Below are 25,987 nucleotides of genomic sequence, written 5' to 3'. Positions count from 1 at the left end.
GTCACAGGCTGATCGTCACTGCTCAGTTCGATCAGTTGTCGACCGGGCGAACGCGGATCCAGGTCTCGAGGTAGTTCGAGGACTCGTTCTCGACCTCGATGCTGGTGCCGGTCTTCGGGACGATGACGCTGCTGTACGGGTTGTCCTTCGACCAGTACGACTTGAGGTCGCTGAACTCGTCGACGCCCTTGGCCTTCGGGATGACCGTCGCGACGTCCGCCTTGTGCAGGGTCAGACCGTCGGTCTTGCGCGAGCCGAAGGTGGAGTCGTAGCCCTGGATGCGCGGACGCAGCAGGCTGCCGTCGGCCCACTTCAGCGGCGTCGGGTGCGAGTCGATCGGGAGGACCAGACCCGAACCCGGGTGGTTGGTGACGTTGTTGTCACTCTGGGAGGTGTCCCACAGCCAGATCAGCAGACCGGCCTGGTAGGGGTAGTGCTCCACCCAGCCCGGCTTGCTGGCGAAGCCGAAGTTGTACGGGCCGGTCTTCAGGGTCCGGTCGTACGAGATGTACTGGCGGTTCTCGGCGATGTAGTACTGGGCGTAGTCGTTCGAGAACGAGCCCGTGATCCGCGAGAAGCCCTTGGGGGTCCAGCCGTTGTCGCCGTTCTCGGCGCCGTCGGTGAAGACGGTGGAGCCGTTCGCGGTGATGGCGATGTCGTCCAGGGCCAGGCCCTTGAGGTGCAGACCGCCGTCGGTGGTGTAGTGGAAGCGGACCTTGACGGCCTTACCCGCGTAGGCGTCCAGCGGGAACGACAGGTCGCCCCACTTGTTGCCCGAGTTGCCGGTCAGGCCGGCCTTGTCGGCGGCGTTCTTCGGGATCGCGACCCCGTTGAAGGTGCCGTTCAGGGCGGTCCAGTTGGCGCCACCGTCGGTGGAGACCTCGGCGTAGCCGTAGTCGAAGTCCTGCTCGATGTCGTACCAGGCCTTGGCCGTCAGCGCACCGGAGGTCTTGCCGGTCAGGTCGACGTCACGGGTCAGCGAGACGTTCAGGTCGTCCGCGCTGCCGCTCCACCACTCGTTGGCACCCGCGAACGGGGTGTTGATCGTGGTGGTGACGGTCTTCTTCGGCAGGTCGACGACGAGCGCCTGCTTCAGCTTGGTGTTGAACTCGACCGGGCCGATGTGGTGGGTCGACTCGGTGCCGGCCTTGGCCTTGTCGTAGTTCAGCCAGCCGAGCTGCAGCTTGCTCCAGGCGTCGAGGTCGTTCGGCATGTCGCCGATCGAGTTCTTGCCCTCGCCGAGCCAGGAACCGGAGGACATCAGCGACCAGAAGCCGACCGAGTTGTCGATCCCGCTGCCCGAGGTGTCGTAGAGGTCCGGCAGACCGAGGTCGTGGCCGTACTCGTGGGCGAAGACACCGAGGCCGCCGTTCTCGGGCTGCATGGTGTAGTCGCCGATCCAGACACCGGTCGAGCCGACCGGGGTGCCGCCGAGCAGGTTGTTGGCGGGGCCGGTGGAGCCGGCCTGGGTGCCGTAGGCGTACGAGCGGTGGGCCCAGAGCGCGTCGGTGCCCTGCTTGCCGCCGCCCGCGGACTGGTCCTCGCCGGAGTGCACGATCTGGAAGTGGTCGATGTAACCGTCGGGCTCGTTGAAGTTGCCGTCGTGGTCGAAGTCGTACCGGTCCCACTGGTCGTACTGCGAGATGACGGCCTGGATCTGAGCGTCCGTCTGGCCCTTGGCCTTCTGGTCGGCGACCCAGGCGTTGATGCCATCGCGGATCAGGTCCTGCGCGTTGTTGCAGACGTGCTGGCCGCAGTAGTCCGAGCCGTAACGGGCCTCGTTCCACGGGACCTTCACCCAGTCGGTGACCTGACCGTCGACCGAGTAGCGGCCCGAGGACTGCTTCTCGTAGAAGGTCTTCAGCGAGTCCTGGGTCTTGCTGAAGTACATGTCCTGGTAGTGCTGCTGGTTGTAGTCAGCCTGCCAGAGCGTGGAGTTGTTGGTCGCAGCGTCGGGCTTCTCGATCTGGTTGTGCTGCGGACCGGGGGTGCCGCCGTACTTGATCTTGCCGTCCGGCGTCTTCGTGGTGTTGTCCACCTGGTCGCTGAAGTCGACCAGGATGGTGAAGATCTTGTCCGTGCGCTCACGGGCCAGCTCGACGTACTTGTCCTTGCCCAGCTTGATGCTGGAGCTGCCGCCGTGCTGCTCGATCGTCGCGGTGCCGGCGAGCAGCTGCTCGGTGGCGGCCTTCTGCTCGGCGTCGACCTTCTCGGTCAGCGGGCCCGGCAGGTTGTGATCGGTCTTGACCGACTGGACGGCGTCAGCCGGGTCGTTCGGCACGGGCGCCGAGCCGGCCGCGAGGGCCACGCTCGGGAACAGCCCCGCGCCGAGCGCGGCTATGACAGCCCCGGCCGTGGCGGCCGCAGCGGCTTTCCTGGTCATCTTCAACGTTGTGACGTCCTCCCCAAACCGGTCTGGCTCTTGGCCTCCCGGTAAACCAATGAAAGACAGGTGGACGTCATTTGATCCAAGCGTGGACCGAAAAGATAGACCTTGACCGTTACATGGCTACAGCGCTATGCTCCGCAACTTCCTATCAGCTGACGGTCCGTCAACAGTATTGGTAATAAAAGCGGGAGGCTGACTCGATCGCACCCGCACAGCCCCCCGATCAGGCCTCCGAGCTGCGGATTCGTGGGCTTGATCACAGCTTCTGTGACGCCGTGTAAAACGGTCTGGGCCCCCGGCGTGAACGCCGGGGGCCCAGACGGTGTGCTGTTATCTGTTAACTGTTTCTACTTCGTCAGGTCGGGACCCGAGGAAGCGACAGCCGCCGGAGTGTCCGCAACTGCAGACTTCTCCTCGCCGCGGAAGGTGAACTTCGCTTCCTTGCCCTCGCCCTCGACGCCGACGACCACGATGTGGCCGGCCCGCAGCTCGCCGAAGAGGATCTTCTCGGAGAGGTGGTCCTCGATCTCGCGCTGGATGGTGCGGCGCAGCGGACGGGCACCGAGCAGCGGGTCGTAGCCGCGCTTGGCGAGCAGCTTCTTCGCCTCGATGCTGAGCTCCAGACCCATGTCGCGGTCCCGCAGCCGGCCGTCCACCTTGTCGATCATGAGGTCGACGATCTGGATGATGTCTTCCTCGGACAGCTGGTGGAACACCACGATGTCGTCGACGCGGTTCAGGAACTCGGGGCGGAAGTGCTGCTTGAGCTCCTCGCCGACCTTCGCCTTCATCCGCTCGTACCCGGTGGTGGAGTCACCCGTGGCCGCGAAGCCCAGGTTGAACCCCTTGGAGATGTCCCGGGTGCCGAGGTTGGTCGTCATGATGATGACGGTGTTCTTGAAGTCGACCACGCGGCCCTGGGAGTCGGTCAGGCGACCGTCCTCCAGGATCTGCAGCAGCGAGTTGAAGATGTCCGGGTGGGCCTTCTCGACCTCGTCGAAGAGGACGACGGAGAACGGCTTGCGGCGGACCTTCTCGGTCAGCTGGCCGCCCTCCTCGTAGCCCACGTAGCCGGGAGGCGAACCGAAGAGCCGGGAGACGGTGTGCTTCTCCGAGAACTCCGACATGTCGAGCGAGATCAGCGCGTCCTCGTCGCCGAACAGGAACTCGGCGAGCGTCTTGGAGAGCTCGGTCTTACCGACACCGGACGGGCCGGCGAAGATGAACGAGCCGCCGGGGCGCTTCGGGTCCTTGAGACCCGCACGGGTGCGCCGGATGGCCTGGGAGAGCGCCTTGATGGCGTCCTTCTGGCCGATGACGCGCTTGTGCAGCTCGTCCTCCATGCGCAGCAGCCGGGAGGACTCCTCCTCGGTGAGCTTGAAGACCGGGATGCCGGTGGCGGTGGCCAGGACCTCGGCGATGAGCTCCTCGTCCACCTCCGCGACGACGTCCATGTCGCCGGCCTTCCACTCCTTCTCGCGCTTGGCCTTGGCCTGCAGGAGCTGCTTCTCGTCGTCGCGCAGGGACGCGGCCTTCTCGAAGTCCTGCGCGTCGATCGCGCTCTCCTTCTCGCGGCGGACGTCGGCGATCTTCTCGTCGAACTCGCGCAGGTCCGGCGGCGCGGTCATCCGGCGGATGCGCATTCGCGAGCCGGCCTCGTCGATCAGGTCGATGGCCTTGTCCGGCAGGAAGCGGTCCGAGATGTACCGGTCGGCCAGGGTGGCGGCGGCGACCAGGGCGGCATCCGTGATCGAGACCCGGTGGTGGGCCTCGTAGCGGTCGCGCAGGCCCTTGAGGATCTCGATGGTGTGCGGCAGCGACGGCTCGGCGACCTGGATCGGCTGGAAGCGGCGCTCCAGCGCGGCGTCCTTCTCCAGGTGCTTGCGGTACTCGTCCAGCGTGGTGGCACCGATGGTCTGCAGCTCGCCGCGGGCCAGCATCGGCTTGAGGATGCTGGCGGCGTCGATGGCGCCCTCGGCGGCGCCCGCGCCGACCAGGGTGTGCAGCTCGTCGATGAACAGGATGATGTCGCCGCGGGTGCGGATCTCCTTGAGCACCTTCTTCAGGCGCTCCTCGAAGTCACCGCGGTAGCGCGAGCCGGCCACCAGGGCGCCGAGGTCCAGCGTGTAGAGCTGCTTGTCCTTCAGCGTCTCCGGGACCTCGCCCTTGACGATCGCCTGGGCCAGGCCCTCGACCACGGCGGTCTTGCCGACGCCGGGCTCACCGATCAGCACGGGGTTGTTCTTGGTGCGGCGGGACAGCACCTGCATGACCCGCTCGATCTCCTTCTCGCGCCCGATCACCGGGTCGAGCTTGGCCTCGCGGGCGGCCTGGGTGAGGTTGCGGCCGAACTGGTCCAGGACCAGCGACGTCGACGGGGTGCCCTCGGCGGGCCCGCCGGCCGTGGCCGACTCCTTGCTGCCGGTCTGGTAGCCGGAGAGCAGCTGGATGACCTGCTGGCGCACCCGGTTCAGGTCGGCGCCCAGCTTCACCAGGACCTGGGCGGCGACGCCCTCGCCCTCGCGGATCAGGCCGAGCAGGATGTGCTCGGTGCCGATGTAGTTGTGGCCGAGCTGCAGGGCCTCCCGCAGCGACAGCTCCAGGACCTTCTTCGCCCGGGGGGTGAAGGGAATGTGACCGGACGGGGCCTGCTGGCCCTGGCCGATGATCTCCTCGACCTGCTGGCGAACGGCCTCTAGAGAAATCCCGAGGCTCTCCAGGGCCTTAGCGGCGACACCCTCACCCTCGTGGATCAGACCCAGGAGGATGTGCTCGGTGCCGATGTAGTTGTGGTTGAGCATCCGGGCTTCTTCCTGAGCCAGGACGACAACCCGCCGCGCGCGGTCGGTGAACCTCTCGAACATCGTTTATCGCTCCTCAGAGCGGTCGGGCAGTTCGGGGTCGGTCCCCGCCCTGTCCTTCCGCATGCTAGTCCCGCTCAGCGGCGCGGCCCACGGATTCACTCCCCGGTATCGGGAGCGAGATGCTGCGCGACCAGCCGACACCAATCCCAACCTGATGCTGGGAGACGGTGTTCCCACAGGTGGGCCCGATGCACCAGATACCGCTACGCCATCGGCGAACAACAGCCGCCTCGGCGGAGCGGGATGGCCTCCGGCCGGTCGTGCATACTGCCCCGGTCGGGGTCTGGGACCCCGTCCACCTGCATTCATACCCGGTTACGGGGAGCTTCTCGCGCAGTTTCCGCGGTGGCGGTGTTCGCCTGGCGAGAAGTCGGCCGGCGGTGACGGTGTCTCAGCGGCGGATGCCTCGGTCTGTAGGCCGTCCCGGTGGTACCGGCGTTACCGCTTCGCCACTACAGCGTTGCACAGCCCGTGAATGTTCCGCCGCCCGAGCCCGCGTCGTCGGAGCCCCCGTCGGGGCCCGGGATGCCCGTGTGTGCACCGCGGGGCGCGGAGGGGATCCCTCCGCGCCCCGCGCGTGTGCCACGGACGCCGCGGGCGGCCGCCGGGGCCCCGCACCCGCTCCGGCGGTCCGGCGCAGCCGGGCTCTGCAGTCTCTCCGGCGCAGCCGGGCCCTGCAGTCTCTCCGGCGCAGCCGGAATCAGGCCGCGTTGGCCTTCTCGTACGCCTCGCGCACGTTGCTCGGCACCCGGCCGCGGTCGTTGACCTCCAGGCCCTGCTCCTTGGCCCACGCGCGGATCTTGGCGGTGTCCGGGGCGCTTCCGGACGGACGCGGGGCGGTGCCCCGGCCCGGGCGTCGGGCGCCGACCAGCCGGCCGCTCTGCTTGCGGCCCTTGTCCACGTACGGCGCCAGCAGACCGCGGAGCTTGTCCGCGTTGGCGCTCTTCAGATCGATCTCGTAGGCAACGCCGTCGAGCGCGAACGTCACCGTCTCGTCCGCCGAACCGCCGTCGAGATCGTCTTCAAGAATGACCTGCACCCTCTGTGCCACGGGCTTCCCTTTCCGCTAAACGACCCATTGCCTAAGGAAAGGAAAGCGCCTTTCACCGGAAAACACAAACCCCTGCCCCGGTCGGGAGCGCCTCACAGGTGCAGCAGCATGCGCGAGTTGCCCAGCGTGTTGGGCTTCACCCGCTCCAGGTCCAGGAACTCCGCGACACCTTCATCGTACGAGCGGAGAAGTTCTTCATAGACATCCGTAGCGATCGCCGCCGGGTCTGTCGTACCATCATCGGTTTCCTGCAGCTCGCCGATCTCGACGAAACCGTGTTTCGCGAAGAAGGCGACCTCGAACGTCAAGCAGAAAATCCGACGGACGCCGAGCCAACGCGCGGTCTGCAGCAGCTTGTCCAGCAGTACGTGTCCGACGCCGTGTCCGCGGCAGGACGGATCGACCGCGAGCGTGCGGACCTCGGCCAGGTCTTCCCACATCACGTGCAGTGCGCCGCACGCCACCACCGCGCCGTTGTCGTCGCGTTCCGCGACCCAGAACTCCTGCACGGATTCGAACAGGGTGACGGTGGGCTTGTCGAGCAGAATGCCGTCGCGCGAGTAGGCGTCGATGAGCCCGCGTACCGCCCGCACGTCCGTGGTCCGCGCCCGGCGGATGGTGACCTCCATGGCGGGACGTTATCGTGTCGGACCCGGTGGGGTCTCCCCGGTATCGGGCCCGTTGCCCTCGGAATCAGGGTTGGCCGGATCGGACGGGAACAGAGCGGCGACCCGCAGTGCATCGCGCAGTGCCTCGCGCTGCTCGGGCGACATCAGGCCGAAGAAGTGCACCAGGGCGGCCGCGGGATTGTCACTGGTGGCCCACGCGTCGTTCATCAGTGCCGCCGTGTACGCCTCGCGGGACGAGACCGGTTCATATCGATAGGCCCGCCCGGCCCGGTCCCGACGCAACCAGCCCTTTCTGTGGAGCTTGTCCAGGACGGTCATCACCGTGGTGTACGCGATTTCGCGTTCCGACTGCAGATCCAGGAGAACCTCGCGAACCGTGACCGGTCGGTTCCACTGCCACACCCGGGTCATGATGGCGTTCTCAAGTTCGCCGAGTTGCCGGACCATAGTGCGGCCAGGATAGGGAGTGAATGGGGCAAATCTTGTGAAGTGCCGCCAAACCGGCGCGCCGCCACCCCCGGGAATCGGGAATGGCGGCGCGCGGTGGACGGGCGGCCGACGGGGTCAGTCGACCGCGTCCTCCTTGGCCTTCTGGGCCCCGCCCTGGCTGCGGATGATGGCCCGCACCAGGAATCCGAAGCCGATCGCCATGACCAGCGGCGGGACGATCGCGCTGACGTAGTCCATCAGGTCACTCCTCCTCGGTCTTCTCCGCCGCCGGTGCGGCGGACGCCTTGGGCTCGGGCTTCACCAGCGGGAAGAGCACCGTCTCGCGGATGTTCTTGCCGGTGAGCAGCATGATCAGGCGGTCCACCCCGAGGCCGAGCCCGCCGGTGGGCGGCATCGCGTACTCCAGGGCCCGCAGGAAGTCCTCGTCCACCTGCATCGCCTCGACGTCGCCGCCGGCCGCCAGCAGGGACTGCGCGGTCAGCCGGGCGCGCTGCTCGACCGGGTCGACCAGCTCGGAGTAGGCGGTGCCGATCTCGGTCCCGAAGATCACCAGGTCCCACTTCTCCGCCACGCCGGCGACCGAGCGGTGCTGGCGGGTGAGCGGGGAGACCTCGGTCGGGTAGTCCTTGATGAAGGTCGGCGCGATCGCGTTCTCCTCCAGCAGGCGCTCGACCATCTCCAGCACGATCTGACCGTGGCCCCAGTCCTTCTCGAACGGGATGCCGTGCTCGGTGGCGAGCCTGCGCAGCTCCTCCACGCCCGTCTCCGGGGTCACCTCGGTGCCCAGGTGCTCGGAGATGCCCGGGTAGACGCCGACCTCCGCCCACGGCTCGGCCAGGTCGATCTCGTGCTCCACGCCGTGCGGGTCCAGGCCCCGGATCACCGTGGTGCCCAGTGCGTCGCGGGCGGCGTTGATGATCGTCGCCCGGATCAGCTCGGCCTGGGTGTCGTAGTCGCCGTAGGCCTCGTACGACTCCAGCGAGGTGAACTCGGGGTTGTGGGTGGAGTCCGCGCCCTCGTTGCGGAAGTTGCGGTTGATCTCGAAGACCTTCTCCGCGCCGCCGACCACCAGCCGCTTGAGGTACAGCTCGGGGGCGATGCGCATGAACAGGTCGATGTCGTACGCGTTGATGTGCGTCTTGAACGGACGCGCGTTGGCGCCGCCGTGCACCGGCTGCAGCATCGGGGTCTCGACCTCGATGTAGCCGCGGTCCTCGTAGGTGCGGCGGATCGAGCGGACCACCTTGCTGCGCAGGTGCAGGATCTCGCGGGCCTCGGGGTTGACGATCAGGTCGACGTACCGCTGGCGGACCCGGGCCTCCGGGTCGGTCAGGCCCTTGTGCTTGTCCGGCAGCGGGCGCAGGCACTTGGCGGTCAGCGCCCAGCTGTCCACCATCACCGACAGCTCGCCGCGCCGGGAGGTGATCACCTCGCCCTCGACGCCGACCTGGTCGCCGAGGTCGATGTCGGCCTTCCAGGCAGCCAGCCGCTCCTCGCCGAGCTTGTCCAGCGACAGCATCACCTGGAGGTCGCCGCTGCCGTCGCGCAGGGTGGCGAAGCAGAGCTTGCCGCCGGTCCGGGAGAGGATCACCCGGCCGGTGATGCCGGCCCGCTCACCGGTGGCGGTGTCCGGCGCCAGGTCCGGGTGCTTGGCGCGCAGGTCCGCGATGGTGCTGGTGCGGGGGAAGCCGACCGGGTACGGGTCGACGCCGGCCGCCCGGAGCCGGTCCAGCTTCTCGCGCCGGACGCGCATCTGCTCGGGAAGGTCGTCGGTCGCGGTGATGGGGCTCTGATCGCTCACCCCACAAGGGTAGCCAGCCACACACCGTGCTCCGCCACGGGATATCCCCGCCGCACGGGCCGTATGGCGGAAGGGGGAGGACGCCAGGGCGTCCTCCCCCTTCCGGGCCGGTCGGGTCAGCGCGAGATCACGTAGAAGTACGCGCTTGTCCGGGAGGTCCGGGTGCCGTCGGCACTGACGGCCTCGACGTAGAGCGTGTGGGTGCCCCACTGGTACATCGGGAGGTTGAGCGTCGCGGTGCCGCCGGTGGCGGCGATGCTGGAGCCCAGGGAGGAGTTGTCGTCCAGGCCGTAGCGGAACGTCGCGGCCTGGAAACCGGGCTCGATCTCGTCGGTGGTGGCGGAGAGGGTGAACCGGGCGGTCTGTCCGGAGTAGAGCGTCCCGGGGTCGGAGATCGTCACCCGGAAGCCGGGGTCGTACCCGTAGCGGAAGCTGCACGGCCGGCTGGCCGCGGTGGTGTGGACGCCGTCGGTGCCGTAGGCGTACCAGCTGTAGGCGCTGCCGGTCTTGAGGTCCGCCAGGGGGACGCCGAAGGTGGACTTGGTGCCGGGGGCGGCCTGGGGGCCCGCGTAGCTCCTCGTGCCGTCCGGGCCGGTGATGACGTACTGCGTCCAGACCGGGCCGGTGGCGCCGGGCACCGGGCTGCCGACGGCGCTGAAGCCGGTCGAGTACATGCCCGGGTGGAGCCAGCGGCCGGGGCTGGGGACGTCGCAGGCGACCGGGTACTCCCAGTCCATCGACAGACCGGTCGGGCCGCCCTGGGGGGCGGTGAAGTAGCCGAAGAGGTCGACCACCACGTCGACCGAGCCGGCGTTGTTGTAGAAGTTCACGTTCCCGGAGGCGTCCACCGGGACGATCACCGTGTTGGCCACGGTCTGGTCCGCGGTGTAGTTGAGGTTCGAGCTGCTCGGGCGGGGGCTGCCGCCCGGGTAGACGTCGAGGTGGCCGGTGGCGGTCGGACCGGTCGCGGTCACGTTGAGCACGACGGCGCTCGGCCTGGCGTCGCCGAGCCCGGAGCCCTCGCCGACGTTCCAGCCGAGCACGCCGCCCGGGCCGACCTTCTGGCGGCCCGGGTCCCGGGTGTCCAGGACCCGGGTCGGACCGGTGGCGGTGAAGCCGGAGCCGCTCGGGGCGCCGGTGTAGAAGCCGAACACGTCCACGACCAGGTCGGCCGTGCCGATGTGGTTGTAGAGGTCGATGCTGCCGTCGGCGCCCAGCGGGACGGTGACGAGGTTGGGCACCGTCTGGTCGGCCTCGAAGTTGAGGTTCGACGTCGAGGGCCGGGCGGTGCCGTGCGGGTAGACCGTGACGAAGCTGGAGTCCGCGGTGTCGGTCGCGGTCACGTTGAGCACCACGGCGGTCGCCCCGGCGGCCGGGACGCGGTTCCTCCCGGCGAGCTTGAGGTTGACGGTGCCGTCGGTGCCGACGTGCTGGGCGCTGCCGCCGGGCCCGCTGCTCCGGGTGTCCAGGGCCCTGGACGGGGTGACCGGCTGGAAGGTGGACGCGGTCGCCGCCGCGTCGTCGGTGTAGTAGCCGAAGACGTCGGCCACCAGGTCGACCGAGCCGAGGTGGTTGTAGATGTCGATGTAGCCGTTGGTCACCGGCACGGTGACCAGGTTGGCGACGGTCTGGCCGGGGGTGAAGTTGAGGTTGGAGGTGCGGGGCCGCGGCCTACCGTCGGGGTGGACGGTGACGTAGCTCTCCTCGGTGGTGTCCGTCGCGGTGACGTTCAGGACCACCGCCGTGGCGCCGGGGGCGAGTTGGCCGACGGCGAAGCGCAGCGTGGCGTCGCCGCCGAGCGGGCTCCTGGTCGGGACGCCGATGGCGTTGCGGGTGTCCAGCAGCCGGGTGAGGTCGGTCTGGACGAACCGGCCGGGCTGGACGGCGGCCGGCGGGACCGGGTCGCCGGCGGCGGCCGGTGCGGCCGAGGCCGGTACGGCGGCCGTCGCCAGGGCGAGAGCGGTGCCCGCGACCGCGAGGCGCAGCAGTGCGCGCGGCGGTGACCAGGCCCGGGGCCGCGGCGGGTGGGGGGCGGACGAAGCCATCCTTGCTCCAGGGATCGTGGGTCGGCAGATCGGGGGGAGCGCACGATGGACGGCCGCCCGCGGTGCGGCCGCGCGGATCGCGGCCGGTGCGGTGTCCGGCGAAAAGGAATGAGGATGCCCCTGCAAAGCCCGCCCCCGCCGGAGGGGCGCTCCGGCACCCCACAGTCATACCAGCGCGGTGATCATTCCTGCTGCCCCCCGATGATCACCGTTCGGCAAAACCTCGGAGGGGCGGCGGGCCCGATGGCCCGCCGCCCCTCCGATGCTCCGACGCTCCGGGGTCAGCCGGTGCCGGTGGCGAGTTCCAGCTCCTCCGGGTCCGTGGTGGGCGGGGCCGGGTGGACGGCGGGCTTGGGGCGGCGGCCGAAGAGCTCGGCGGGGGTGGGCATCCGGTGCGGCCGGGGCTGGCCCTTGGGAGCGGCGGGCTTCTCGGCGGGGGAGTCGGTGCTGCTCATCGGGATCCGTCCTCCAACAGGGGTGGGGAGACTGCGCGGGGGTGCGGCAGGACTCGGTACGGCCATGAGGTGGCGCTGTCCGGTGGTGAGGGCGAGCCGTTCGCGGACGGCGGCCTCGGCCAGCGCGTGGCAGCGGCCGGCCAGCCGGGAGCGGCGGGCGCGTTCGCTCTGGCCGCACGGCTGGCGGGTCAGCCCGCGCAGCGCGGTGAGGTCCTCGGGGCCGGGCAGGTAGCCGTCGGTCACGGCCTCCTCCAGACGTTCCAGGTAGCCGCTCGCGCTGCCGGGCAGGGCCGCCCGGTAGCGGGCGAGGTCGGCGAGCAGGAAGGCGCGCAGCCGGCCGCCCTCCTGGACGGCCTCGTCGATCGCCTCGGTCAGACGCAGGGCGTCCTGGACGTCCTCCGCCCACAGTTCGGCGCCGACGCCGGCGAACGGCAGGCGGTCGGAGATCTGGAGGTGGACGGGTACGGCGGGGTGCAGGGCTTGGGCGAGGGCGCGGCGCAGCACGCGGACTTCGTCGGCGCTGAAGGCCATGCCGCCGCGCGATCCGTGTGGCGTAGGCATGGGTTGACACTACGTGAGGAATATCCGATTTGTCGGTAACGTCGCGCCGACGCCCCACGTTCGGCCGGACACGAACTCGCCCCGGAAGAGTTTTCGCCGCCGCTGTAACATCCCCGCCGCGACCCGGGTCATCCATATGTAAGGGAAATCAATCCGGGGGAGCCCAGGCAGAGATGGCGCGAAACAGTGAGGCCGGCCCGGGGGGACGCGGCGCGCGGGACGAGGCGTTCAAGGCCTTCGCGGTGGCCCGGACGGGACACCTGTACCGGACGGCGTGCCTGCTCACCGGCGGCGACACCCACCTCGCGGAGGACCTCGTCCAGGAGGCGCTCGGGCGGATCTACGCCCAGTGGCACCGCACCTCGTGGTTCACGCCGCGGGCCCGGATCGAGAACCCGGCCGGCTACGCGCACACGGTGCTGGTCCGGGTGTTCCTCTCGCACCGCGGCCGGCGCAGCTCCACCGAGCAGCCCGTGGACGAGGTCCCGGACGGCGCCGCCCGCGAGGGCGACGCCACGCTGCGGCTGACCCTGGTCGACGCACTCGGCCGGCTGTCGCCCCAGGACCGGGCGGTCCTGGTCCTGCGCTACTGGGAGGACCGCAGCGTCGGGGAGACCGCCGACATCCTGCGCAGCACCTCCGGGGCGGTCCGCACCCGGACGGTGCGCGCGCTCGGCCGGATCCGGTCGCTGCTCGGCGACAGCCTCGGCGAGCTCGCGGAGCGCTGACCGCGCCGCGCCGCCCGCCCTCGATCACCACCTTCACCCGCACTCCAGGCCCGACAGGGAGATCCGTCATGCCCGCAGACCCGACCCCGATCGACGAGCAGTACACGCAAGACTTCGCCCGGGAGCTCGCCCGGGCCGGCGAGACCTTCCACACCGAGCCCACCGCGCTGATCGACTCCGCCTGGGTGGTGGGCCGCCGGCTGCGCCGCCGCCGGCGGGCGTCGATGGCGGCCGGCGCCGCCGCCCTGGCGCTGATCGGGGTCGGCGGGGTGGCCCTGGGCTCCGGAGCCGGCTCCCCGTCCGTGGTCGGCGCGGCGTCGGAGGGCGGCACCGCAGCACCGAAGCTCTCCGGCGAGCAGGTCCTCGCCCTGCTGACCGAGCTGCTGCCGGCCGGGACGACGGAGGTCGGCGAGGCCCGCGGGACGGAGACCGACACCACCCAGATCCGGATGGTCCACGACGACGGCAACGGCGCGGGCCAGCTGCTGTTCTGGATCACCCCGACTGCGGTGGGCCCCGACCACACCTGCCCGAATCCGCCGATCGCCGGGGACGCCTGCACCGCGACGACCCTGCCGGACGGCTCCGACCTGGTGGTCTACCAAGCCGGGACCCGGGCGGGCGAGCCGGCCGGTTCCAAGACCTGGGCCGCGTCGCTGTACAGCGCGAACGGCTACACGCTGATGATCCAGGAGTGGAACCGCAAGCCGCTGGAGCGGGGCACCCCGATCACCCGTACCGACCCGCTGCTGAACACCGGGCAGCTCGCCGCGGTGGCCACCGACGCGCGCTGGCGGCAGGTCGCCGCATCCCTGGCGCCGGCCGGACCGAAGCCCAGCGCTCCCCCCGCCAGCCCCGGCGGACAGGCTCCGTCCGCGCCTTCGGAGGTGGTGGCCTCCGCGTTGGCCTCCCTGGCGGCCGGGCAGGGAGAGGCGACCTTCGCGGACGGCTACACGAAGGTGGTCGTCGGGCGTTCCCCGGGGCCGCTCCCCTCGCCGACCGCGGAGGCGGGCCGCTGATCCGCCCACCCGCCCACGTGCCGATGGCGCGTCCGCAGGACGGACGCGCCATCGGCACGTGGCGGGCGGGTGGTGCCGGGGCCTGCTCAGGCGGCCGCAGGCCGGTTGCGCTCGTACACCAGGCGCAGGCCGATCAGCGTCAGCCAGGGCTCGTGCACGTCGATGGTGGTGGCCTCGCCGAGGACGAGCGGGGCGAGACCGCCGGTCGCGATGACCTGGACGTCGTCCGGGTCCTTGGCGAGCTCGCGGGCCATCCGGTCGACCAGGCCGTCGACCTGGCCGGCGAAGCCGTAGAGGATGCCGGACTGCATGCCCTCCACGGTGTTCTTGCCGATCACGTTCCGCGGGCGGGCCAGCTCGATCTTGCGCAGCTGGGCGCCGCGCACCCCGAGCGCCTCCACCGAGATCTCGATCCCGGGCGCGATCGCCCCGCCGACGTAGTCGCCGCGGGCGTTGATCGCGTCGAAGGTGGTGGCGGTACCGAAGTCGACCACGATGCACGGGCCGCCGTAGAGGTGGCTGGCGGCCAGCGCGTTGACGATCCGGTCGGCGCCGACCTCCTTGGGGTGGTCCATGAGGACGTGCACGCCCGTCTTCACCCCCGGCTCCACGATCACCGCGGGGACGTCGCCGTAGTAGCGGCGGGCGACCTCGCGGAGCTCGTGGAGCACGGCGGGGACGGAGGAGCAGATCGCCAGGCCGTCCACCGCGGCCTCGGCGACCGCGGTGTGCGAGCCCATCAGGCCCTGCAGCAGCACCGCCAGTTCGTCGGCCGTGCGGCGCGGATCGGTGGAGATCCGCCAGTGCTCGGCCACTTCCTCGCCGTCGAACAGGCCGAGCGTGGTCTGGGTGTTTCCGACGTCGATGGTGAGGAGCATGGGGCGCTTTCTGCGTGAGGGGAGGTGAGGTCCGATCAGGCGCGCAGGTCGAGGCCGATGTCCAGGATCGGCGAGGAGTGCGTGAGCGCACCCACGGCCAGGTAGTCGACACCAGTCTGGGCGACCTCGGCCGCGGTGGCCAGGGTGAGTCCGCCGGAGGCCTCCAGCCGGGCCCGGCCGGCCACCAGCTCGACGGCCTGCTTCAGCTGCGGGACGGTGAAGTTGTCCAGCAGGATCAGGTCGGCCCCGGCCTCCAGCACCGGCGGGATCTGCTCCAGGGTGTCCACCTCGACCTCGACCGGCAGGTCGGGGTAGGCGGCCTTGACGGCCCGGAACGCCTCGGCGACGCCGCCGGCCGCGACCACGTGGTTGTCCTTGACCAGGGCCGCGTCGGAGAGCGCCATCCGGTGGTTGGCGCCGCCGCCGCAGCGCACCGCGAACTTCTGCAGCGCCCGCAGGCCCGGGGTGGTCTTGCGGGTGTCGCGGACCACCGCGCCGGTGCCCTCCAGGGCGTCCGCCCAGGCCCGGGTGGCGGTCGCGATGCCGGAGAGGTGGCAGAGCAGGTTCAGCGCGCTGCGCTCGGCGGTCAGCAGGTCGCGGGTGCGGCTGCGCACCGAGAGCAGCACCTGGCCGGCCTCGACCCGGTCGCCGTCCTCGACGTGCCGCTCGACCTCGAACTCCTCCTCGCAGACCAGCGAGACGACGGCCTCGGCGATCCGCAGGCCGGCCACCACACCCGCCTCGCGGGCGGTGAAGTCGGCGGTGGCGACGGCGTCGGCCGGCACGGTGGCCACCGAGGTGACGTCCTCGCCACCGGCCAGGTCCTCGGCCAGTGCCAGGGTGGCGATGTCCTCGACCTCGACCGGGTCCAGCCCGGCCGCCTCCAGCAGCTCGGCGAGCTGCGGGTCCAGGCCGGTCTCGTAGCCCTCGGCGTCCCCGCATGCGCAGCCGTCGCCGCAGCCGTCGGCCATCGGGAGTTCCTCGTGCGAGTGGGTCATGGTTCTACTGCTCCTCAGGAGTGCTGACAAGATCGCCGGACGCGGTGAGGGTGGTGATCAGGTGGCGCTGCCAACGGTCGTCGTCCCGCTCGGGGAAGTCCTCGCGCCAGTGGCCGCCGCGGGTCTCCTCGCGCTGGGAGGCGGCCTCGACCAGGGCGGTGGCGACCAGCAGCAGGTTGGCGGCCTCCCAGGTCTCCACCCGGGGGTCGGCCGGCTTCTCCTCGGCGATGTGCGCGTGGGCCTGCTCGGAGAGCAGCGCCAGCCCGGCGGCCGCGTCGGCCAGCGAGGCGGCCGAGCGCAGCACGCCCGCACCGCGGGACATCAGCCGCTGGATCTCGGCGCGGGCCTCGGGCGCGGGCAGCGGCACCGGGTACGCCGCGCGGGCGGCGACGTCCGCCGAGCGCTCGGGCAGGTCGTCCGCCCGATGGCGGGCGACCAGGTCGGCCGCGATCCGCTCGGCGAAGACCAGGCCCTCCAACAGGGAGTTGGACGCCAGCCGGTTGGCGCCGTGCACACCGGTGCAGGCCACCTCGCCGCAGGCGTACAGGCCGGGGACGGTGGTGCGGCCGGACAGGTCGGTCCGTACGCCGCCGGAGGCGTGGTGCGCGGCCGGGGCGATCGGGATCGGCTCGGTGACCGGGTCGATGCCGTGCGAGCGGCAGGAGGCGAGGATGGTGGGGAAGCGCTGCTCCCACATCTCGGCGCCGAAGTGCCGCCCGTCCAGGTACATGTGCTCGGCGCCCTTGAGCTGCATCTGCCGGGTGATCGCCTTGGCGACGATGTCGCGCGGGGCGAGCTCGGCCAGCTCGTGCCGCCCGACCATGAAGCGGGTGCCCTCGGCGTCCACCAGGTGGGCGCCCTCGCCGCGGACGGCCTCGGAGATCAGCGGCTGCTGGCCCGCGGCCTCCGGGCCGAGCCAGAGCACGGTCGGGTGGAACTGCACGAACTCCAGGTCGGCGGCCTCGGCGCCGGCCCGCAGCGCGAGCGCCACGCCGTCGCCGGTGGAGACCGCGGGGTTGGTGCCGGCGGAGAAGATCTGGCCCATCCCGCCGGTGGCGAGCACCACCGCGCGGGCCCGGATCGCGCCGACGCCGTCGCGCTGGCCCTCGCCCATCACGTGCAGGGTGAGGCCGGCGGTGTGTCCGTCGGCGTCGGTGAGCAGGTCGAGCACGAGGGCGTGCTCGATCAGCTCCAGGCCCGGGTCGGACCGGACGGCGGAGACCAGGGCGCGGGATATCTCGGCGCCGGTGGCGTCCCCGCCGGCGTGCGCGATCCGGCGGCGGTGGTGGCCGCCCTCGCGGGTGAGCAGGATCTCGCCGTCCTCGCCGCGGTCGAAGGCGGCGCCGGTCGCGATCAGGTGGCGGACGGCCTCCGGGCCCTCGGTCACCAGGGTCCGGACGGCCTCCTCGTCGCAGAGCCCGGCGCCGGCCACCAGGGTGTCGGCCAGGTGCTGCTCGGGGGTGTCGCCCTCGCCCAGGGCGGCGGCGATGCCGCCCTGGGCCCAGCGGGTGGAGCCGTCGTCGAGCATCGCCTTGGTGACCACCACGGCCCGCAGGCCGGCCTTGCGGACGTTGAGGGCGACGGTGAGGCCGGCCACCCCGGAGCCGACCACGACGACGTCGGTGGTGGCCGTCCAGCCGGGGGCGGGGGCGGTGAGGCGGTGCGTGGTGGGCATGGCGTTCAGTGGCTCCTTCAGCGCGCGGCGGTTGCGGCCGCGCCGTCCGGGCTACCGTACGCTTCGTCGCCGCGGATCAGTCCGGTGCCCTCCCCGGCCTCGGCGGGGTCGCCGCCCATGCCGGTGATCCGGTTCTCCGCGTCCACGAAGACCACCTTCGGGACGTAGCCCTTGGCCTCCGCGGTCTCCATCTGCCCGTAGGCGATGAGTATGACCAGATCGCCGGGGTGGACCAGGCGGGCGGCGGCGCCGTTGATGCCGATCACGCCGGTGCCGCGCGGGCCGGCGATGGTGTACGTCTCCAGCCGGGCGCCGTTGTTGATGTCGACGATGTGGACCAGCTCGCCGGGGAGCAGGTCGGCCGCGTCGAGCAGGTCCTCGTCCACCGTGACCGAGCCGACGTAGTGCAGGTCGGCCTGGGTCACGGTGGCCCGGTGGATCTTGGACTTGAGCATGGTGCGGAGCATGGGGTCACGCCTCCTGTGAGTGCATGCCTGAGGGTGCTTCGGTTACCGAACGGTTCAGTGTGGTGCTCGTCCGCGCGGTGGCGGATTCCGTGCGTGGTGCCCATCCGCCGCCTAGCGGCAGATGAGGCGGACGTTGTCGATCAGGCGGGTGGAGCCCACCGTCGCGGCGACGGCCAGCACGGCCTCGCCCTGGAAGTCGTCCGCGGCTTCGACGAAGTCGTGGGGATCGATCAGGGCGAGGTAGTCAAGGGTGACACCTTCGGCGGTGTCGAGGACGGCCGCGGCGGCCTCGCGGACGGCCTTGGGGCCCTGCGCGGCCGCGTCGCGGCCGGCGAACAGGGCCTTGGAGAGGGCGAGCGCGTGCGCGCGGTCCTCCTCCGAGAGGTAGCGGTTGCGCGAGGACAGCGCCAGCCCGTCCTCCTCGCGGATGGTCGGCACGCCGATGATCTCGACGTCGAAGTCCAGGTCGGCGGTCATCCGCTGGACGATCGCCAGCTGCTGGGCGTCCTTCTCGCCGAAGAAGGCGAAGTCCGGGTCGGTGATGTGCAGCAGCTTGGCGACGACGGTCAGCACCCCGTCGAAGTGGCCGGGCCGGGTGGCGCCCTCGAAGCGCTCGCCCATCGGGCCGGCGGCCAGGCGCACCTGCGGCTCGCCGTTGGGGTAGACCTCGTCCGCGGTCGGGGCGAAGACCACGTCGGCGCCGGCCTCCTCGGCCAGCTGGACGTCCTCGTCCAGGCTGCGCGGGTAGCGCTCCAGGTCCTCGCCCGCGCCGAACTGCAGCGGGTTGACGAAGACCGTGACGGCCACCCGGCCCTCGGGGCCGACCTGCTTGCGGGCGGCCCGGATCAGGGCGGCGTGGCCCGCGTGCAGCGCGCCCATGGTCATCACGACCGCGTTGTCCACCGGCTGCTCGTCCGGCCAGAAGGCGGACTCGAAGTCGGCGACGGTGTACGTCACAACGGCCCGGCGGACCTTGGGTGCCCGGTGCGCCTTGGCCGGCTGCTTGCCGCGTGCCATCAGTTGCTCTCCTCGTTCAGTACGTCCAGCAGCGCCGCCGCCGACGCTTCGTCGATGGTTCCGTTGGCGAGTGCCCGCTGCGCGGTGGCCCTGGCCATCGCCCGGTAGGCCGCGGGGATGTCCGGGGACACCGTACTGAGCTGCGCCAGGTGGCGCCGCACGGTGCCGGCGTCGCCCCGGGCGACCGGGCCGGTGAGGGCCGCGTCGCCGGAGCGCAGGCTGTTGTCCAGGGCGGCGCCGAGCAGCGGGCCGAGCAGTCGGCCGGGCTCGGCGACACCGGCGGTGCGCAGCAGCTCCAGCGCCTGCGCGACCAGGGTGACCAGGTGGTTGGCGCCGTGCGCGAGGGCCGTGTGGTAGAGCGGGCGGACGCCCTCCGGCACCCACTCGGGCTCCCCGCCCATCTCGACCACCAGGGCCTCGGCGACCGGGCGGAGCTCCTCGGGGGCGGTCACCCCGAACGGGCAGCCGGCCAGCCGGGCCAGGTCGACGGAGGTGCCGGTGAAGGTCATCGCGGGGTGCAGCGCGAGCGGCAGCGCCCCGGCCCGGGTGGCGGGCTCCAGGACGGCGACGCCGTGCGCGCCGGAGGTGTGCACGACCAGCTGGCCGGGGCGGACGGCGCCGGTCGCCGCGAGCCCGGCGACCAGATCGGCCAGGGCGTCGTCGGGGACGGTCAGCAGCACCAGGTCGGCGGCGGCGAGGACCTGCGGCGGGGTGACGATCCGCACCCCGGGCAGCAGCGCGTCGGCCCGGCGGCGGGAGGCGGTGGAGACCCCGGAGGCGGCGACCACGCGGTGTCCGGCGAGCTGCAGGGCGGCGCCGAGCGCGGGGCCCACCCGGCCGGTGCCGACCACGCCGACGGCCAGCCGGGCCGGGCGGTTGCCGGGGTCGGCCGGGTCGGCGAAGCCGTCGCCCAGCGGGGCGAACCCGTCGGACCCGGTGAAGTCGGCGCTGTCGGACGTGCTCACGGCTCGACCCTCGTCCTCACTCTCCGTTCCGGTCCTCTTCGGGTACCGGACGTACCGGCCCATTCTACGGGCCGGACGCCGGGGTGCATCCATCCGCCGGGTGGCCGGTCGAACCGCCGCCGGGCCCAAACCGGGGCCCGGGTTCGGGCCGTGGCGACGGCTCAGTCCGCGGCGCCGGCCCGGATCAGGCCCGCCTCGTAGGCGAGCACCACGGCCTGGACCCGGTCGCGCAGGCCGAGCTTGGCCAGGATCCGGCCGACGTGGGTCTTCACGGTGGCCTCGGACAGCACCAGCCGGGCGGCGATCTCGCCGTTCGACAGTCCCTGGGCGACCAGCAGGAACACCTCCCGCTCGCGCTCGGTGAGCGGGGCGAGGGTGTCCGGTCCGGCCGCGCTCGCCGGGGTGGGGAGCACCTCGGCGAAGCGGTCGATCATGCGGCGGGTGGTGGTCGGGGCGACCACCGCGTCCCCGCCGTGCACCGCGTGGATCGCGGCCACCAGCTCGGTCGGCGGCACGTCCTTGAGCAGGAAGCCGCTGGCGCCCGCCTTGAGCGCGGCGAAGGCGTACTCGTCCAGGTCGAAGGTGGTGAGGATGAGGACGTGCGGGGCGTCCGGCAGCGGGCTGCCGTCCTCGGCCAGGCAGATCCGGCGGGTGGTCTGCACACCGTCCAGGCGGGGCATCCGGACGTCCATCAGGATCACGTCCACCGACGTGTGCCTGAGCCGCTCCAGGGCCTGCGCGCCGTCACCGGCCTCGGCGGCGATCTCGATGTCGCCCTGTGACTGCAGGATCATCCGGAACCCGGTGCGCAGCAGCTCCTGGTCGTCGACGAGCATCACGCGGATGGTCAAGGTGGCTCCTATTTCGAGGGCTGCGCAGGGGTGCGGCGGCGCGGTTCAGTGGGCGGTCTTGAGCGGCAGGACTGCTCGGATCCGGAAGCCCCCGCCGGGCCGCGGGCCCACGTCGAGGCTGCCGCTGACCATGCCGACCCGCTCACGCATGCCGATCAGACCATGGCCCTGGCCGTCCGCGCCGCCGGAGGCCAGCTGCTCGTCGGTGGTGCCGCGGCCGTCGTCCTCGATCAGCACGGCCAGCTCGCGCTCGCCGAAGTCCACCGCGACCCGGGCGTGGACATCGGGGCCGCCGTGCTTGCGGACGTTGGTCAGCGCCTCCTGGACGATCCGGTAGACGGTCAGCTCGACACCGCGGGGCAGCTCGCGAGGGTCCCCGGAGGTGGCGAACTCGACCTGCAGACCGGCCGTGCGGACCTGCTCCAGCAGCTCGGGCAGCTCCTCGACGCCCGGCTGCGGCACGTACTCCTCGGCGGTGTCGGCGGTGCGCAGCACGCCCAGCAGGCGGCGCATCTCGACCAGGGCCTGGCGGCCGGTGGAGGCGATGGTGCTCAGCGCCTCCTTGGCCTGCTGGGGCGAGTTGTCCAGCACGTAGGCGGCGCCGTCGGCCTGGACGATCATGACCGAGACGTTGTGCGCGACCACGTCGTGCAGCTCGCGGGCGATCCGGGCGCGCTCGGCGGCGACCGCCACCTTGGCCTGGGCGTCGCGCTCGCGCTCCAGCCGGGCGGCGCGGTCCTCCAGCTCGACCAGGTACGCCCGGCGGACCCGGGTGAGCCTGCCCCACGCCCAGCAGAGGATGAACGGGGTGCTCATCAGCGCGGTGATCAGGACGGACTCGCCCAGCTGGTACGGGCGCTGCAGGATGTCGCCGTCCTCGTCGCGCAGCACCTTGGTGGGGTGGATCTGCCAGAAGGTCAGCGGTCCGGCCGCCAGCCCGGCGGTCAGGGCCAGCCGGGACGTCCAGCGGGAGCCGAAGGCGGCACCGGTGTAGGCGAAGACCAGGTACCCGATGCTGGAGGCGGCGGGCAGGACGCCCAGCACGATCTGGCCGACGCCGAGCGCGGTGGCGGCGGCCACCGTGGCGTCGGGGTAGCGGCGCCGAAACACCATCAGCAGCGGGATGATCAGGGCGACGGCGAACTGGACGCCCGCCCGCCAGCCCGTGTTGGCGCCGCCGCCGTCCGGGAGGACGCCGAGGAAGAGCACGATCGCCGCCCATGCGGAGTCGACCACCATGGGGTGTCGGCGGATCCAGGCATTGAGTCGTTGCACGCTGTTAAGCCTAGGCAGTCGCGAAGCGTGTCCAGGTCCGCCGGGAGGGCGATCCCTCCTACTCCCTAGGTCGGAGAAGCCCCGGCTTCGGTTGGGAGGGTCGACCGGTCTGCCGGTAGCGTCCGGCGGCATGAGCTGGATGCGGTGGCGGCCCGCCATGGAACAGGCCCTCTACGCCCCGGACGGCGGCTTCTACCGCAGGCCGGAGGGCCCGGCCGGGCACTTCCGCACCTCGGTGCACGCCTCCCCGCTGTTCGCCCGGGCGGTGGCCCGGCTGCTGGTGGAGGTGGACCGGGCCCTCGGCCGTCCGGAGGAGCTGGCCTTCGTGGACGTCGGTGCGGGCCGCGGCGAGCTGCTGTCCGGGGTCCTCGCCGAGCTGCCGGACGCGGTGCGGGCCAGACTCCGGCCGTACGGGGTGGAGATCGCCGCCCGCCCGCCGGGCCTGCCGTCCACAGCCCTGTGGGCGGACGCGCCCCCGCCGGGCGTCACCGGGCTGCTGTTCGCGAACGAGTGGCTCGACAACGTGCCGCTGGACTTCGCCGAGGTCGACGAGGACGGCGTGCTGCGCTACGCCGAGGTGGACCGCGCGACCGGCGCGGAGCGGCTCGGCGAGCCGGTGGCGGCGGCCGACGCCGCCTGGGCCGGGCGCTGGTGGCCGGCCCGGGAGCCGGGGGACCTCGTCGAGCTGGGCGCCCCGCGCGACGCCGCCTGGGCCGCGGCGGTCGGCACGCTGGAGCGCGGCCTGGCGGTGGCCGTGGACTACGGGCACACCCTCGCCACCCGCCCGCCGTTCACCACCCGGACCGGCTTCCGGGCCGGTCGTGAGGTCCCGCCGGTGCCGGACGGCTCCTGCGACATCACCGCGCACGTGGCGCTGGACGCGGTGGCCGCCCCCGCCCTCCACAGCCTGTGGACAACGCAGCGCGACGCCCTGCGGGCCCTCGGGGTGAGCGGGGCCCGCCCGGCACTGGCCCTGGCGTCCACCGATCCGGTGGCCTACCTGCGGGCGCTCGGCGGCGCGGGGGAGGGCGCCGAGCTGACCGATCCGGCCGGGCTGGGCGGCTTCGGCTGGCTGGCGCAGACCGTCCGCATGCCGGTACCGGAGAGCCTCGCCGGCCTGGAGGGATGGCAGACTCTCCAGTCATGAGGGAGACCACGGTCGGCATCGGGGCGGGAGCCGAGAACTTCACGGGCGAGGCGGGCACCACCGACATGGTGCTCAACATCGGCCCGCAGCACCCCGCGACCCACGGCGTGCTGCGCCTGAAGCTGGTGCTGGACGGCGAGCGGATCGTGTCCGCCGAGCCGGTGATCGGCTATATGCACCGCGGCGCGGAGAAGCTCTTCGAGGCCCGGGACTACCGGCAGATCATCATGCTGGCCAACCGGCACGACTGGCTCTCGGCCTTCGCCAACGAGCTCGGCGTGGTGCTGGGCGTCGAGCGGATGCTCGGCATGGAGGTCCCCGAGCGGGCGGTGTGGATCCGCACCCTGCTCGCCGAGCTGAACCGGGTGCTCAACCACCTGATGTTCCTCGGCTCCTACCCGCTGGAGCTGGGCGGGATCACCCCGATCTTCCACGCCTTCTCCGGTCGCGAGGACCTCCAGCACGTGCTGGAGGAGGCCTCGGGCGGCCGGATGCACTACATGTTCAACCGGGTCGGCGGCCTCAAGGAGGACCTGCCGGCCGGCTGGCTCGGCCGGGTCCGGGCGGCCGTCGGCGTCGTCCGCTCCCAGCTGCCGGTCTTCGAGGAGCTGGTGCTCGGCAACGAGATCTTCCGTGCCCGGACGGCCGGCGTCGGGGTGCTCAGCCGGGCGCACGCCGAGGCGTACGGGGTCAGCGGCCCGATCGCGCGCGCCAGCGGCCTGGACTTCGACCTGCGCCGCGACGAGCCGTACCTGGCGTACGGCTCCGAGGAGCTGCGGCAGGTGCTGACCGTGGTCACCCGCGAGGAGGGCGACTGCCTGGCCCGCTTCGAGTGCCTGCTGGAGCAGACGGTCAACTCGCTGGACCTCGCGGACGCCTGCCTGGACAAGCTGGCCACGCTCGCGCCCGGCCCGGTCAACCTGCGGCTGCCCAAGGTGCTCAAGGCGCCCGAGGGCAGCACCTACGCCTGGACCGAGAACCCGCTCGGGGTCAACGGCTACTACCTGGTCTCGCGCGGCGACAAGACGCCGTGGCGGCTCAAGCTCCGCTCGGCGTCCTTCAACAACATCCAGGCGCTCACCGAGCTGCTGCCCGGCACCCTGGTCGCCGACATGGTGGCGATCCTGGGCTCGATGTTCTTCGTCGTCGGGGACATCGACAAGTAGCGGCCGCTTCCCGGCCTGCTTCTACTTCCTGGGCTTCTTCACCGGGTCGGCCGGGTGCGGGGCGACCTTGCGGTCGCCCTTGGTGGCGATCCGCTGCTCGCACAGGCCGGCCAGCACCCCGTACCCGGCCGGACCCATCAGCTCGGTGAGCTCGGGGCGGTAGCTGATGTACACCGGGTCCGGGCCGTCGTGCGCCTCCGGGCTGCCGGTGCACCACCAGTGCAGGTCGTGGCCGCCGGGGCCCCAGCCGCGGCGGTCGTACTCGCCGATGGTGACCTGGAGGTAGCGGGTGTCGTCCGGGCGGTCGATCCAGTCGTAGGTGCGGCGCACCGGCAGCTGCCAGCAGACGTCCGGCTTGGTCTCCAGCGGCTCCCGGCCCTCCTTGAGGGCGAGGGTGTGCAGCGCGCAGCCGGCGCCGCCGGGGAAGCCGGGGCTGTTCAGGAAGAGGCAGGCGCCGTTGATCCGGCGGGTCTGGCGGTCGCCGTCCTCGTCGAACATGGTGATGCCGCCGTCGAGCCTGATCCGGCCCCTGTCGTCGGTGCCGTGCTCGAAGTTCTCCCAGATCTCGGGCGTCAGCCGGGCCGCGTGGCCGGACACGCGCTTCTCGTCGTCCTCGTCCGAGTAGTGCGCGCCGAGCGTGCAGCAGCCGTCCGACTCGCCGCGGCCCTCGCGGATGCCGTGGCAGCCCCGGCCGAAGATGCAGGTCCAGCGGGAGGTCAGCCAGGTGAGGTCGCAGCGGAACACCTGCTCCTCGTCGTCCGGGTCGGCGAACTCGACCCAGGCGCGGGGGAAGTCGAGTGCGACCTCGGGGACCCCGGGGCCCAGGGTGGGCATGGCGAGATCGACCGGGGTCGAGCCGGCCTTGGACTTCTTCTTGGACGTGTCTGCTGCCACCCGGCAAGGGTAGAGCCTCCACGGGGGTGCGAACCGCCCGCGGCCGGGGCATTTGCGGTGATTTCGCCGACCGGACGGCCCCGGCGGCCCGGGCGGTGGTGGTGAAGGCGGGGTGAAGAGGTCGCCTCTGGCCTGCGGGCCGCACCGGCCGCACCCCTAGGATGGCGGCCGGTCCGCTACGGGGAGGTACGGGGATGGCCAGCGGCAGCAGTACCGGCACGTCCGGGGGTGGGAAGCTCGTCATCAAGCCGTGGGAACTGCACGGCGAGGGGCGGGAGTTCGAGAAGATCTCGCAGGACTTCGGGAAGGCCGCGGCGGCTCTGGAACAGAGCCTCACCGCGCTCGGCAGCCCCTGGGGCCTCGACAGGCCGGGCAGCGGATTCGCCGCCGCCTACCAGGAGGCGCACGGCCCGCTGCTCGGCGGGCTGCGCGGGCTGGCCGGGCGACTCGGCCAGGTCGGGACCGGTCTGCACACCATGGCCGAGCGCACCGCCGACGCCGACGGCACGGCCGCGGCCGCCTTCGGCCCGGGCCCCGCCGCAGGACCGGCGGCAACCCCGCACGCGCCCGGGACCGTCCCCAAGGACAGGTCGGCCTGACGCCCGAACCGTCCGCGGCGCCGGCACGACGGCCGCGGACCGCAGAGATCCGCTGAAGTGCGT

General features: G+C 71.8%; 23 protein-coding genes. 5 read left to right on the top strand and 18 right to left on the bottom strand.

Going from position 1 to position 25,987, the window contains the following annotated elements; all coding sequences use genetic code 11:
* Positions 1–31: 31 nt before the first annotated feature.
* The 9 genes from ACIGZJ_RS11780 to ACIGZJ_RS11740 all read right to left on the bottom strand — a co-directional run bounded on the left by ACIGZJ_RS11780 (position 32) and on the right by ACIGZJ_RS11740 (position 12,245).
* Positions 32–2,383: an immune inhibitor A domain-containing protein gene (locus ACIGZJ_RS11780; RefSeq protein ID WP_396457021.1), complete on the bottom strand. Its 2,352-nt coding sequence runs from the start codon at positions 2,381–2,383 to the stop codon at positions 32–34.
* A gap of 353 nt (positions 2,384–2,736) precedes the next feature.
* A complete protein-coding gene (locus tag ACIGZJ_RS11775) occupies positions 2,737–5,253 on the bottom strand; it encodes an ATP-dependent Clp protease ATP-binding subunit (RefSeq protein ID WP_392937278.1) in 2,517 nt (838 codons plus the stop codon).
* 700 nt (positions 5,254–5,953) lie between these two features.
* Positions 5,954–6,304, bottom strand: coding sequence for an Lsr2 family protein (locus ACIGZJ_RS11770; protein ID WP_387946791.1), 351 nt, complete (start codon positions 6,302–6,304; stop codon positions 5,954–5,956).
* A gap of 92 nt (positions 6,305–6,396) precedes the next feature.
* Entirely contained in the window at positions 6,397–6,933 is a 537-nt protein-coding gene (locus ACIGZJ_RS11765; RefSeq protein ID WP_387946793.1) for an amino-acid N-acetyltransferase, read from the bottom strand.
* Positions 6,934–6,942: 9 nt separating this feature from the next.
* Positions 6,943–7,380 (bottom strand): BlaI/MecI/CopY family transcriptional regulator, encoded by a 438-nt coding sequence (locus ACIGZJ_RS11760; RefSeq protein ID WP_392937281.1) that lies wholly within the window; start codon positions 7,378–7,380, stop codon positions 6,943–6,945.
* 117 nt (positions 7,381–7,497) lie between these two features.
* Entirely contained in the window at positions 7,498–7,620 is a 123-nt protein-coding gene (locus ACIGZJ_RS11755; RefSeq protein WP_329488349.1) for a hypothetical protein, read from the bottom strand.
* A gap of 4 nt (positions 7,621–7,624) precedes the next feature.
* Positions 7,625–9,184, bottom strand: a complete 1,560-nt coding sequence (gene lysX / locus ACIGZJ_RS11750; RefSeq protein ID WP_396457020.1) for a bifunctional lysylphosphatidylglycerol synthetase/lysine--tRNA ligase LysX — start codon at positions 9,182–9,184, stop codon at positions 7,625–7,627.
* Between the two features lie 116 nt (positions 9,185–9,300).
* On the bottom strand, positions 9,301–11,229 hold the full coding sequence (locus ACIGZJ_RS11745) for a hypothetical protein (protein ID WP_396457019.1): 1,929 nt from the start codon (positions 11,227–11,229) through the stop codon (positions 9,301–9,303).
* A gap of 281 nt (positions 11,230–11,510) precedes the next feature.
* On the bottom strand, positions 11,511–12,245 hold the full coding sequence (locus ACIGZJ_RS11740) for a hypothetical protein (protein WP_396457018.1): 735 nt from the start codon (positions 12,243–12,245) through the stop codon (positions 11,511–11,513).
* Between the two features lie 173 nt (positions 12,246–12,418).
* Between ACIGZJ_RS11740 and ACIGZJ_RS11735 the strand changes: the two genes are divergently transcribed.
* Together ACIGZJ_RS11735 and ACIGZJ_RS11730 are read left to right on the top strand one after the other, a co-directional pair.
* Positions 12,419–12,973: a SigE family RNA polymerase sigma factor gene (locus tag ACIGZJ_RS11735; RefSeq protein ID WP_396457017.1), complete on the top strand. Its 555-nt coding sequence runs from the start codon at positions 12,419–12,421 to the stop codon at positions 12,971–12,973.
* Between the two features lie 68 nt (positions 12,974–13,041).
* Positions 13,042–13,992 carry a hypothetical protein gene (locus ACIGZJ_RS11730; RefSeq protein WP_396457016.1) on the top strand — a complete coding sequence of 317 codons (951 nt, stop codon included), beginning with the start codon at positions 13,042–13,044 and terminating at the stop codon, positions 13,990–13,992.
* An 86-nt stretch (positions 13,993–14,078) separates the two neighbouring features.
* Here the strand turns inward: ACIGZJ_RS11730 and ACIGZJ_RS11725 are convergent, their stop codons facing one another.
* From ACIGZJ_RS11725 to ACIGZJ_RS11690, 8 genes are all read right to left on the bottom strand, one after another.
* Positions 14,079–14,870 (bottom strand): type III pantothenate kinase, encoded by a 792-nt coding sequence (locus ACIGZJ_RS11725; protein WP_387946808.1) that lies wholly within the window; start codon positions 14,868–14,870, stop codon positions 14,079–14,081.
* Positions 14,871–14,905: 35 nt separating this feature from the next.
* On the bottom strand, positions 14,906–15,868 hold the full coding sequence (gene nadC, locus ACIGZJ_RS11720; RefSeq protein WP_396457015.1) for a carboxylating nicotinate-nucleotide diphosphorylase: 963 nt from the start codon (positions 15,866–15,868) through the stop codon (positions 14,906–14,908).
* Positions 15,869–15,872: 4 nt separating this feature from the next.
* Entirely contained in the window at positions 15,873–17,543 is a 1,671-nt protein-coding gene (locus tag ACIGZJ_RS11715) for an L-aspartate oxidase (RefSeq protein WP_396457014.1), read from the bottom strand.
* A 17-nt stretch (positions 17,544–17,560) separates the two neighbouring features.
* Positions 17,561–18,010: an aspartate 1-decarboxylase gene (gene panD / locus ACIGZJ_RS11710; RefSeq protein ID WP_396457013.1), complete on the bottom strand. Its 450-nt coding sequence runs from the start codon at positions 18,008–18,010 to the stop codon at positions 17,561–17,563.
* Positions 18,011–18,121: 111 nt separating this feature from the next.
* Positions 18,122–19,027, bottom strand: coding sequence for a pantoate--beta-alanine ligase (gene panC, locus ACIGZJ_RS11705; protein WP_396457012.1), 906 nt, complete (start codon positions 19,025–19,027; stop codon positions 18,122–18,124).
* A complete protein-coding gene (locus tag ACIGZJ_RS11700) occupies positions 19,027–19,941 on the bottom strand; it encodes a Rossmann-like and DUF2520 domain-containing protein (protein ID WP_396457117.1) in 915 nt (304 codons plus the stop codon). The genes panC and ACIGZJ_RS11700 overlap by 1 nt, the downstream gene beginning before the upstream one ends.
* Before the next feature lie 212 nt (positions 19,942–20,153).
* A complete protein-coding gene (locus tag ACIGZJ_RS11695) occupies positions 20,154–20,843 on the bottom strand; it encodes a response regulator (protein ID WP_396457011.1) in 690 nt (229 codons plus the stop codon).
* Between the two features lie 45 nt (positions 20,844–20,888).
* Positions 20,889–22,082, bottom strand: a complete 1,194-nt coding sequence (locus ACIGZJ_RS11690; protein WP_396457116.1) for a sensor histidine kinase — start codon at positions 22,080–22,082, stop codon at positions 20,889–20,891.
* A gap of 166 nt (positions 22,083–22,248) precedes the next feature.
* Here ACIGZJ_RS11690 and ACIGZJ_RS11685 point away from each other — a divergent pair, with 166 nt between their 5' ends.
* Positions 22,249–23,265, top strand: a complete 1,017-nt coding sequence (locus ACIGZJ_RS11685; RefSeq protein WP_396457010.1) for an SAM-dependent methyltransferase — start codon at positions 22,249–22,251, stop codon at positions 23,263–23,265.
* Positions 23,262–24,431, top strand: a complete 1,170-nt coding sequence (locus tag ACIGZJ_RS11680) for an NADH-quinone oxidoreductase subunit D (protein WP_396457009.1) — start codon at positions 23,262–23,264, stop codon at positions 24,429–24,431. Before ACIGZJ_RS11685 ends, ACIGZJ_RS11680 begins: the two co-directional genes overlap by 4 nt.
* A gap of 21 nt (positions 24,432–24,452) precedes the next feature.
* On the opposite strand, the gene ACIGZJ_RS11675 is transcribed toward ACIGZJ_RS11680, so the two are convergent.
* The gene (locus ACIGZJ_RS11675; protein ID WP_396457115.1) at positions 24,453–25,265 is read right to left on the bottom strand and encodes a hypothetical protein; all 813 of its coding nucleotides are present in this window, start codon (positions 25,263–25,265) and stop codon (positions 24,453–24,455) included.
* A 254-nt stretch (positions 25,266–25,519) separates the two neighbouring features.
* On the opposite strand from ACIGZJ_RS11675, the gene ACIGZJ_RS11670 reads away from it, so the two are divergent.
* Complete coding sequence (locus tag ACIGZJ_RS11670) at positions 25,520–25,924, top strand: hypothetical protein (protein ID WP_396457008.1); 405 nt, start codon at positions 25,520–25,522, stop codon at positions 25,922–25,924.
* The last annotated feature ends 63 nt before the right edge of the window (positions 25,925–25,987 follow it).

This window comes from Kitasatospora sp. NPDC052868 (genome assembly GCF_044547105.1).
Lineage (GTDB): Bacteria > Actinomycetota > Actinomycetes > Streptomycetales > Streptomycetaceae > Kitasatospora.
Note: the sequence above shows the minus strand (reverse complement) of the source record. Positions and strands in the feature narration are given on the sequence as shown.